Genomic DNA, 10865 nt, shown 5'->3' with positions numbered 1-10865 from the left:
TACCGTCGCAACCATGCGAAAGCTTCTGACAATGCTCAACGCCATCATCAGAGACAACAAACCATGGCAAAACGCTTGACATCAAAGACAGTCGCTCATCCCGCTGCCGCGGACTTCTCTCCGGCGGGGAGAAGAAACAAGTGGCGCCCGCTCTAGCTAGAGCCTCACCCACCCAACCGCTTCGTCGTCTCCCGCACGATCAGCTCGAAGCCGACATCCACCCTTGCGCCTTCGGGAACAATGGCATCCTTTTCCGCCTCCAGTATCGAAAGCAGCAACTCGCCCGCCCTGCGGCCGATCATCTGGGCATCGACGCGGATCGTTGAAATCGCCGGGTAACATTGCCGGCCGATATCGAAGTCGCCGAAGCCGAGGATGGAAATGCGGTCCGGGACACTGATTCCCCGTCGATGACATTCCATCAGCGCGCCGACGGCGGAAATATCCGATACGGCGAAGATGGCCTCGACATCCGGGGCCTTGGCCAGTAGCGAGCCGAGGGTCTTTGCCCCGTGGTCATAGGAGACCGGGGCGCTGCCCTCGCGGATGATGAGATCATCGGCAATGCCGGCTTCCCGCAGGGCCGCGCCAAAACCGAGCAGGCGGCTTTCGCCGCGCCAGTCCTTCACATCGCCATCGGCCCTCGATCCGAGCGCGCCGATTCTCTTGAAGCCAAGCGATATCAGATGCTTGGCGGCAGTTCTTCCCACTTCGTAGTTGGAAAAACCGACCGCATGGTCAATGGGGTGTTCGGGAACATCCCAGATTTCCACGATCGGGATACCGGCGCGCATCAGCACCTCGCTCGCCATCTTGGTATGCACCGTGCCTGCGACGACGATGGCATCGGGGCGGCGCTCCATCATGGTGCGGATGACGCGTTCTTCCTCCTGCAGATCGTACATGGTGTAGCCGATCAGCAACTGGTAATCGGCGGCGCGCAGCGCATTGGCAAGCCCTTGTGCGCTATCGGCGAAGTTGGAGTTGGTGAGCGTCGGCAGGATGGCGGTGATGAAATTGGTGCGGCGGGAGGATAGCGAACCGGCGATCCGGTCGGGCACATAGCCCAGCTTCTCGATGGCTTTCATCACCTTCTGGCGTGTCTCTTCGGACACCAGGGCGGGATCGGCCAGCACCCGCGAAACGGTCATCTTGGAGACGCCCGCGAGTTTCGAGACATCGCTCATGGTTGCTTTTTTTGACGTGACTAACGCTGCGGCCAAGGGCGTGCGCTCCACCAAAGCATGTCTCCCTAAATTCGAACCGGTTCAGGACAAGACATACACGAAGACAATAAGGGAAAGCACGCCGTATGATTGCAGATCGATGCGGCGTGCACCGGATTTATGCGACGCGGCTATAGACCAGATGATAAAAACGCCCGTCGCACATGCTCATCATCTCATCCGTCAGCACCCGGCCTTCCAGCCGGACGGGGGAAACCAGCGCTTCCTCCACTGCTTCCATCGACGGATAGTCGATTTCCTGCACCATGATGATTGAGGCCGCGTCCGGGTCCGTGCGCTCGGTGCGCATCACCCGCACGGCCTGCGCATTCGGCATGCGTTTCCAGACCGGCAGCAATTTTTCCTCAACGATGCGGAAAAACTCCTCCTCCCGGCCAGGGTGAATCCTGCCTTCGAAAATTGCCGAGCGTGTATACATGTTTCCTCCCGAATGATTGCCGACCGAAACAGTTCTGTAGATCGGACTTGCAATGATACCGATAACATGCATTACTGGTCCTGCCAAGAACGTGAAGCGGTGTCGAACAGAGGAAAATCGATAACCAGCCTAAAACATTGAATTTCATAGGAGATTCATCTGGTTTTGTGCTTTCGCGGTTTCTTGGGAGGAGTTTTTAGTCAATCGCGTTAAAATGTTATCGAGAACATTTTTCGGTTTGCGCAAGGCCGCTGTTCCATTCTGGGCAGCCACTTATAAGGTTGGAGGAGAAACCATGAGCATATCCAGATTTCTGAAGAACATGACCGTTGCCGTCGGTGTTGCAGCAGCAACGCTTGCCGCAACCACGTCCGCCCATGCCGTCTCGATCAGCGAGATCACGGCGCGCGGCAAGGTCAAGATCGGTGTTCTGACCGGTGCGCCGCCGATGGGCATGGTGGATGAGAAGGGCAATCCTTCCGGTTACGACGTCGATGTCGCCAATCTCATCGGCTCCTACCTGTCGCTGCCGGTGGAACTGGTGCCGCTGACGCCGCCTGCGCGTATTCCCGCACTCCAGACCGGCAAGGTCGACTTCCTTGTTGCGACGCTTGCGCCGACCGGCGAGCGCGCCAAGACCGTGATGTTCACGCAGCCTTACAGCGCCTTCAACATGGACATCATTTCCGGCAAGGACCAGAAGTTCGAAAATCTCGACAGCCTCAAGGGCAAGCGGGTTTCGGTCAATCGCGGTTCCTCGCAGGAAACCGCGCTGCGCAAGGCCAATGTCGAAGGTCTTGAAATCGTCGTTTACGAAGACGATTCCACCAGCGCCCAGGCACTGCTCGCCGGTCAGGTCGATGCGGTGGCCCTGCCGTCCACGGTGGGTGAGGCGATCATCAAGCAGCGCCCGGAAGCCGGTTTGCAGGTCGGTTTCACCTTCTTCCAGCAGGGCAATTCCATGGCGACCAAGCTTGAGGATTTCGAGCTGCGCCAATGGTTGAACACCTCCATCTATCTCATGAAGATGTCCGGCGATCTCGACCGCATCTCGGTCAAGTGGACCGGCCGTCCGCTGCCGCAATTGCCAAGCTTCTGATTGAGCCTTTCAACGCGCCCGCCGGGAAGACTTCCGGCGGGCCCGGGAAATGTCAACGGAGTGACGCATGTCCTATACATTCCAATTCGGCGCGCTCGCCCAGTATCAGAACGAGATTCTGAACGGCATATGGCTGACGATCAAGCTGTCTGTCCTGTCCATCGTGCTCGGCTGCGCTTTCGGCATTCTTTTGGCCTCGCTGCGGTCCATCAATGGCGGCATCGTCCGCATCATCGTGGACGGTTATGTGGAAATCATCCGCAATACGCCGTTTCTCGTGCAGCTTTTCATCGTCTATTTCGGCCTGCCGGGCCTCGGCTTCAGGGTAGGGGCGGATACGGCGGCGCTGATCGGCATGACGATCAATCTCGCGGCCTATTCGACGGAAATCATCCGCGCCGGCATCGAGGCGGTGCACAAGTCGCAGATCGAGGCGGGCGAGGCGCTGGGTTTCACCAAGTACCAGATCTATCGCCACGTCATCATCGTGCCGGCCATCGCCAAAGTCTATCCCTCGCTGTGCAGCCAGTTCGTGCTGATGATGCTGGCATCGAGCATATGTTCGGCCATTTCCACCCATGAGCTTGCGGCTGCCGCAGCCTTCGTGGAATCGCAGACCTATCGCTCCTTTGAGGTCTATATCGTCGTCACGCTCATCTATCTTGCGCTGGCGCTCAGCCTGCGGCTCATTCTTGCCCTCGTCGGCATGTGGCTGTTCGGCCGTCGCGTTGCCCGCAAGACGATGACCGCCATGCCGGAGGTGCAGTCATGACTCTTCGAACTTTCGGCTGGAACGAATTCGGCTTCCTGCTGACCGCCCTGCAATGGACCGTGCTTCTGACGATCATTGCGCTTATCGGCGGCGGCATCGTCGGCTTCTTCGTGGCGCTGGCCCGCACCTCGAATTTCAAGGCGCTGCGCATTGCCGCCGGCACTTATATCCAGGTGATCCAGGGCATTCCGGTGCTGATGATCCTGTTCCTGTCCTATTACGGCCTCAGCCTTGCCGGGCTGGAACTGCCGCCGCTCTTTGCCGCCGGCGCCTCGATGACGATCTATACATCGGGTTACCTCGCGGAAATCTGGCGCGGCTGCATCCAGGCGGTGCCGAAGCAGCAATGGGAAGCGTCGGAATCGCTGGCGCTGACCCGCGCCCAGCAATATCGCTACGTCATCCTGCCGCAGGCTATCCGCATTTCGCTACCGCCGACCGTCGGTTTCGCCGTTCAGGTCGTCAAGAATACGTCCATCGCATCGATCATCGGTTTCGTCGAACTGGCGAGAGCGGGGCAGCTCATCAACAATGCCACGTTCCAGCCGTTCCGCGTCTTCGTCGCCGTGGCCGTGCTTTATTTCATCGTCTGCTACCCGTTGTCCCAGCTGTCGCGTTGGCTGGAAAGGAGGCTTCATGCCGGAAGTAATCGTTGAAAACGTTCACAAGAGCTTTGGCGCTCTGGAAGTCCTCAAAGGCGTGTCGCTGACGGTCGGCCGCGGTGAAGTCTTCGCCCTCATCGGCCGCTCGGGTTCGGGCAAGAGCACGCTGCTTCGCTGCATGAACGGGCTGGAGAAGATCAATTCCGGCCGTATCGAAATCGCCGGTCACGCCATCGGGGAAGATGCCAAGGCGCTGCGCAAGCTGCGCACCGATGTCGGCATCGTGTTCCAGAGCTACAACCTTTTCCCGCATCTGACGGTCGGCGAAAACATCATGCTTGCGCCGCGCATCGTCAAGGACGTGGTGAAATCGGAAACGAAGGATATTGCCCGCGAAGTTCTGCAACTCGTCGGCCTGTCGGAGAAATTCGATTCCTATCCGGATCAGCTTTCCGGCGGCCAGCAGCAGCGCGTGGCGATTGCCCGCTCGCTCGCCATGCGGCCGAAGGTGATGCTGTTCGATGAGGTGACCTCGGCGCTCGACCCAGAACTCACCGAGGAAGTGCTGACCGTCATGGAAAACCTTGCCAAAGACGGCATGACCATGATCCTCGTCACCCACGAAATGGCCTTTGCGCGCCGCGTGGCGACCGAAACCATCTTCATGCACAAGGGCAAGATCTGGGAGCAGGGTCGTTCATCCGAACTCTTCGCCAACCCGCAAACGCCGGAACTCCGGCAATTCGTCAAGGCCGATGTGAAGTAGTTCACCGGCGCAAAGGAAACTTCATGACCACTGAAATCGTGCAATTGTGCCCGCTCATCCCGGCACTGGAAGAAGAACTCGCGCAGCGCTTCACCGTGCATCGCCTGTTCGAGGCTGCTGACAAGGCGGCGTTCCTTGCTGAAAAGGGTGCTTCAATCCGCGGCGTCGTCACCGGCGGCCATATCGGCCTTCCGGCGGATATCGGCGCTGCACTTCCCAATCTTGAAATTGTCGCCATCAACGGCGTCGGTTTCGACAAGGTCGATCTCGCCGAAGCCAAGCGACGCGGTTTCCGCGTTTCCAACACGCCTGACGTGCTGACCGCCGATGTCGCCGACCTCGCGCTCGGCCTCGTTCTGGCGCAGGCACGCAAGCTGCCGCAGGCCGACCAGCATGTGCGCACCGGCCAATGGCTGAAGGGCGATATGGGGCTTTCCACCCGCGTGGCCGGCCGCCGTTACGGCATTTTCGGCCTCGGCCGCATCGGTCAGGCAATCGCAAAGCGGCTCGAAGGTTTCGATGCGCGCATTTCCTACACCGCCAGAAACCGCCGCGATGTCGCCTATGATTATTATGACAGCATCGAGGCGCTGGCCGCCAATTGCGACGTGCTGATCATCGCCGCCGCCGCTACGGCCGAAACCCGCCATATCGTCAATGCGGATGTGCTGAAGGCGCTTGGACCGCAGGGCGTGCTCGTCAATGTGGCGCGCGGTTCGCTGGTGGATGAGAAGGCGCTTGTAGAGGCTCTTGCCAGCGGCACGATCGGTGGCGCGGCGCTGGATGTCTTCGAGGATGAACCGCGCGTGCCGGAAGCGCTTTTCGCCTTCGACACCGTCACGCTCGCCCCGCATGTCGGCAGCGGCACGCACCAGACGCGGCGCGCCATGGCCGATCTCGTTCTCGCCAATCTCGATGCCCATTTTGCCGGCAAAGAACTGCCGACGCCGGTGGTGTGACCGTCAACGAATTGCCGCCTGTGGCCTTGACGGCGCAGCTTCGGTTGCGCCGTTTTGATTCAAGCCGGCAGGGCTTCGGGGAGGCTGCTGCAAAAGGCGGGTTTCCCGGCAATCTCCCGCCGTTGTTCATATTTATATAATACGTATAATCCTACTATTCTGCTTCCTTATAAAATGATGAGGCGGAGAGGTGCGTTCCAAAGGCCCGAAGACACCCGAAGAAAACCGGATGTCGCGAAAAAAGCGCGATGTCACGCCATCCGCCACTCGTGACATGAGCGAAAACAGCAATCCTTCCGACCGGCACACGCTTCTGGAAGCGATGATCGACCACGTGCCGGATTTTATCTATGCCAAGGATCTGGAAGGGCGCTTTCTTTTTGCCAATCGCGCCATCGTCACCGAAAACGGCTTTGACACGGTCGAGCAACTGATCGGGCTCACCGACTACGATATTCACGGCGAAGCGGCGCGGCGTGCCGGCATTCCCGATACCGAGGCGCGAGTGATGCGCACCGGCGAACCGGATCTCGGTTACGAAGAGCGCGCCATGCGCGGGGATATCGACCGCTGGCTCATGATGTCGCGCGTGCCGCTGAAGGACAAGGCCGGCAACATCATCGGCGTGGTCGGCGCCTCGCGGGACATAACCCAGAAAAAGGCCTCGGAAAGACTGCTTCAGGCGCAGGCGCATATTCTGGAAATGATCGTCGCGGCAGCGCGTATCGAGGATTTTCTTGAGGAATTCGTCAAGGCCATCGAAAATCTCGCGACCGGACTGGCCTGCGCGGTGCGGGTGTTCGATGCGGCGGAAGGGGAACCTTCCGTTTACGCCTCGCCGGCGCTTGCGCAGCAGGAGGGGCTGGTCGCACTTGTCTCCAGTGTCAGCGATCCTGAGAGCCTTATCCATCCGGCAGAACACATGGCCTTCAGTTTCGATATTCCCGCCAGCGAAGGCAAGGCGCATGGTTTCGTCTGGTGCATGCTGGCCGGCCGCCAGCCGGATGCGGCGCTGGTGGAGTTCATAGGTGCGGCGGCGCGCATGGCGGGGCTGGCGATCGACCGCAAAAGGGCGGCGGAACATATCGCCTTCCTGGCGGATCACGACATGCTGACCCGGCTGCCGAACCGCCGTTTCCTCGATACGAGACTGCCGGAAATACTGGCGGCGGCGGCAAAGGCGAACCGAAGGGTCGGTATCGGTTTTCTCGATCTCGACAATTTCAAGCAGATCAACGATACGCTCGGCCACAGCATCGGCGACGCATTGCTGTCGAAAACCGCCGAGCGCATTGCGAAAAGCCTCCGGAAGAACGATCTCGTTCTCAGGGTCGGCGGCGACGAGTTCGTCATCATTCTTGAAGAGCGCAGGGACGATGTCGAAAACCGCCTGCAGCGCATCCGCGCCGCTGTCTCGCAGCCCTTGCGTATCGGCAATTACGATATCAAGGTCACCTGCAGCATCGGCATGGCCTTTTTCCCGGAGCATGGGGAAACCACGGCGGAAATCGTCGCGGCGGCCGATCTCGCCATGTATGAAGCCAAACATACCGGGCGCGATAGCATTGCCACCTTCACCCCGAATATGGCGGATGATCTGAGAAAGAAGTTCACCCGCATCGAGGAATTGCGAAAGGCAGTAAAGAGGGACGAGTTCGTGCTGCACTTCCAGCCGCAGGTCGATCTTGTCAGCGGCCGGATCAGCGGCGTGGAGGCGCTGGTGCGCTGGCAGCACCCCACGGAAGGTCTGCTCGGTCCTGCGGAGTTCATCGGGCTTGCGGAAGAAACCGGGCTCATCGTCGAACTCGGAGAAAGCATTCTCGAAAAGGCCTGTCGTCAGGCGCAGGCATGGGCCGCCGCCGGCCTGTCGCCCGTCAAAATGGCGGTTAATATCTCTCCGCGGCAGTTTCAGGGCGGGCTGGTGCAGCAGATCAGGTCGGTGCTCAAGGAAACCGGCCTTGCGCCATCCCTGCTGGAAATCGAAATCACTGAGACGCTCATCATTCAGGATGTTGAAACATCGGTGCGGATCATGCGGGCCATCAAACAGATGGGTGTCAGCCTGGCGTTGGATGATTTCGGTATCGGTTATTCCTGCCTCGGCATGCTCAAGACATTCCCGCTGTCCTGCATGAAGATAGACCGCTCGTTCCTGACCCATCTGCCGGAAAAGACCAAGGACAGCGCCATCGTCTCGATCATGATCCAGCTTGCCGGGTCTCTGGGCATCGATGTCATTGCCGAAGGTGTGGAAGCCGGCGACCAGGCGACATTTCTGCGTGATGCCGGCTGCCCCTACGGTCAGGGTTATTACTTCAGCCGCCCGGTGCCGGCAGAGGCGATCGAAGACATGCTGGCGAAGACGACGATATTCGCGACCGGCCTACCCGAAGGCCGCCTATAGGCTGCCACGGGCGACCGGTTGTTTCAGAGTTGCCAGATATGGCTTTTCTGAGAGGCCGGGCGGACGTTTTGCCGCCTGCGTCCTTTCCTTTTCCTCGACGAAAACCACTTTGCTTCCCCATGCCCGCGCGTGTTGACGCTTCCCGATCCTGACTGGAGCGTTTGTTGTTTTTGTGTCTTATAATTTATTAATTGAAGACAATATTTAAAAGTAATAAATTCTATTATTTTGAAATAATAATAATAAATATTATATTTTAAACTATTAAATTGTTGTAATTTTACTACGAAATTGAATTGTGTACTTTGTCTGTATTTGTATTTTGTCGATTTAAATTGCGAGTCTGCGGCAACTTCTGTCATTTGCTGAATCAGCGCAGGGAAGCGGGCGGCAGGGAAAGACCAGCCCTCAAATTTGCGCATTCGTTGAAAAATTTTTGACTGGAGATTACAAATGAACATCAAGAGCCTTCTCATCGGCTCCGCTGCGGCTCTCGCAGCAGTATCCGGCGCACAGGCCGCTGACGCCATCGTCGCTGCCGAGCCGGAAGCCATGGAATATGTTCGCGTCTGCGACGCTTTCGGCACCGGCTTCTTCTACATCCCCGGCACCGAAACCTGCCTGAAGTTCGACGGTTACGTCCGTTTCCAGACGGACTTCGGTCGCAACCAGTCCGGCACTTCCGACTGGGATGCTGCGACGCGCGGTCAGTTCAACATCGACACCCGCACCGACACTGAACTCGGCGCTCTGCGCGGCTACATCGGTCTGCGCGGCCAGGCCGACAACGACACCGACCGTAACATCGTTCTCGATCAGGCTTTCATCGAACTCAGCGGCCTGAAGGTCGGTTTTTACTACAACTGGTGGGATGACGGTCTCTCTGGCGAGTATGACCAGCTCAGCTCCAACCGCACCCGTCTGAACGCCATCCGTTACACCTACGACGCCGGCTCCTTCTACGTTGGTGCCGCTACTGAAGAGCTGGAAGGCTCGCGCAAGGGTACATCAGAGCTTGGCGTTTCAAAGGGTGGCAAGTTCAAGACCAACACGAACGATGTCGGCGTCAGTGCTATCATCGGCGGCAAGTTCGGCGGCGTTAAGGCCAACCTGCTAGGCGCGTACGACACCAACCAGGAAAACGGTGCAATCCGTGCAATCCTCACGGCTGACATCGGTCCGGGCACCCTCGGCCTCTCCGGCGTATGGGCTTCCGGCGCCAACTACTACTACGAAGAATCCGAATGGTCCGTTGCAGCTGAATACGCCATCAAGGCAACCGACAAGCTGACAATCACCCCCGGCTTCCAGTATTTTGGCACGATCGACATCGGCGCAAACAACGACTTCGTAGGCAACCGCGATGCATGGCGTGCTGGCGTCGCTGCTGGCTACAAGATCACTTCCGGCCTCTCCACGAAGGTTGCGGTTACCTATCAGGACGTCGACGGCCGCGAAGGTCGCGACAGTGGTGCTGGCGACAGCTGGACCGGTTTCGTTCGTCTCGAGCGCGCGTTCTAATAGTCTACAAAAAGCATAGTAGGGTTAGACAACTCAGATCCACCCCGTTTCCGAACGGGTGAGTAACTAGCTCCAGTCAAAGTTCCTGACATGATGTCAGGTTTGCTCCCCGGACCCCTCCAGGCCGGGGAGTCTTTGCGCTTATAGTCGATGCGTGGATGGCGGCTCCGCCCATTTGACTGGAGAATGCGTTCTGGCTTGCTGCTCCGCCCTTGCTCGCAAATGTGATACAGCAAAATCGGCTATCCCATGAGGAGGGTGATTGAGTAATTGTCTGCAATATGAAATATTATTGTATACAATAAATCAGGTGTTTCCATGGAATTCGATTTTACCGCGCTTGAGCCGCAGAGCCGTTATCGTTTGCTGACCAATTTTATCGGTCCACGGCCGATAGCGCTTGTCACGACGCGCTCGGCCGCTGGTCACAACAATGCCGCGCCGATGAGCTTTTTCAATGTTTTCTCCCATGATCCGCCGATCGTTGTTCTCGGCATCCAGCCGCGTGTGACGGGCGAGGAGAAGGATACGATGGCCAATATTCGTCGCACCGGCGAATTCGTCATCAACATGGTCGATATGGCTCTGTCCGAACAGATGCTCGTTTGCGGCCTCGGTTTCGACAGCGAGGTCGATGAACTTTCGATTGCCGGGCTGACGGCCACGCCCTGCAGCAAGATCGATGCAAGCTTTGCGGCGGAATCGCCCTGCGCCTTCGAATGCCGTGTGGAGCGCCTGATCGATTATCCACGCCGTACCCTTGTTCTGGGGGAAGTGGTGCAAATGCATGTCCACAAGGATTGTCTCGATGCGGAAGGGCGTTATGTCGATCCGGACCGATATCAGCCGATCGCGCGCCTGCATGCCGATAATTACATCAGCTCGGATCGCCAGTTCGTCCTCAAGGCGCCTGCGATGACCGACTTCATCAAGCCGGATGGCGAGTGAAGGTTCCTGCGACTGAAGCGCCGAATACCTTTTGCCTGCCGCCGCAAACTCGAGAAAATGAGAGGGCAGGGCATCGCGACGGCGATGACGATTGGTTTCGCTTCCCGGCGCTGTGCGGCAGGTCAGGCG

The 10865-nt window shown here is 58.3% G+C and carries 10 protein-coding genes; 8 read left to right on the top strand and 2 right to left on the bottom strand.

Annotated features, from left to right (window positions below):
* Positions 1–164: 164 nt before the first annotated feature.
* The gene (locus tag PH605_RS19490) at positions 165–1187 is read right to left on the bottom strand and encodes a LacI family DNA-binding transcriptional regulator (protein WP_125146216.1); all 1023 of its coding nucleotides are present in this window, start codon (positions 1185–1187) and stop codon (positions 165–167) included.
* A gap of 157 nt (positions 1188–1344) precedes the next feature.
* A complete protein-coding gene (locus PH605_RS19485) occupies positions 1345–1665 on the bottom strand; it encodes a hypothetical protein (RefSeq protein WP_003505663.1) in 321 nt (106 codons plus the stop codon).
* Positions 1666–1960: 295 nt separating this feature from the next.
* Between PH605_RS19485 and PH605_RS19480 the strand changes: the two genes are divergently transcribed.
* From PH605_RS19480 to PH605_RS19445, 8 genes are all read left to right on the top strand, one after another.
* Positions 1961–2764 carry a transporter substrate-binding domain-containing protein gene (locus PH605_RS19480; protein WP_020811663.1) on the top strand — a complete coding sequence of 268 codons (804 nt, stop codon included), beginning with the start codon at positions 1961–1963 and terminating at the stop codon, positions 2762–2764.
* Positions 2765–2831: 67 nt separating this feature from the next.
* Complete coding sequence (locus PH605_RS19475) at positions 2832–3536, top strand: amino acid ABC transporter permease (protein ID WP_104680020.1); 705 nt, start codon at positions 2832–2834, stop codon at positions 3534–3536.
* On the top strand, positions 3533–4192 hold the full coding sequence (locus PH605_RS19470; protein WP_003521700.1) for an amino acid ABC transporter permease: 660 nt from the start codon (positions 3533–3535) through the stop codon (positions 4190–4192). Before PH605_RS19475 ends, PH605_RS19470 begins: the two co-directional genes overlap by 4 nt.
* Positions 4173–4904 (top strand): amino acid ABC transporter ATP-binding protein, encoded by a 732-nt coding sequence (locus PH605_RS19465; protein ID WP_142845725.1) that lies wholly within the window; start codon positions 4173–4175, stop codon positions 4902–4904. The genes PH605_RS19470 and PH605_RS19465 overlap by 20 nt, the downstream gene beginning before the upstream one ends.
* A 23-nt stretch (positions 4905–4927) precedes the next feature.
* Positions 4928–5863: a 2-hydroxyacid dehydrogenase gene (locus tag PH605_RS19460; protein ID WP_142845726.1), complete on the top strand. Its 936-nt coding sequence runs from the start codon at positions 4928–4930 to the stop codon at positions 5861–5863.
* Between the two features lie 229 nt (positions 5864–6092).
* Positions 6093–8267 (top strand): putative bifunctional diguanylate cyclase/phosphodiesterase, encoded by a 2175-nt coding sequence (locus PH605_RS19455; RefSeq protein WP_142845727.1) that lies wholly within the window; start codon positions 6093–6095, stop codon positions 8265–8267.
* A gap of 453 nt (positions 8268–8720) precedes the next feature.
* Complete coding sequence (locus PH605_RS19450; protein WP_142845729.1) at positions 8721–9788, top strand: porin; 1068 nt, start codon at positions 8721–8723, stop codon at positions 9786–9788.
* A gap of 318 nt (positions 9789–10106) precedes the next feature.
* Positions 10107–10736 (top strand): flavin reductase family protein, encoded by a 630-nt coding sequence (locus PH605_RS19445; protein WP_142845730.1) that lies wholly within the window; start codon positions 10107–10109, stop codon positions 10734–10736.
* Positions 10737–10865: the final 129 nt, after the last annotated feature.

This window comes from Agrobacterium sp. CFBP 3001, from assembly GCF_027871605.1.
Classification (GTDB): Bacteria; Pseudomonadota; Alphaproteobacteria; order Rhizobiales; family Rhizobiaceae; genus Agrobacterium; species Agrobacterium leguminum.
This window is presented reverse-complemented; position numbering and strand designations above follow the sequence as displayed.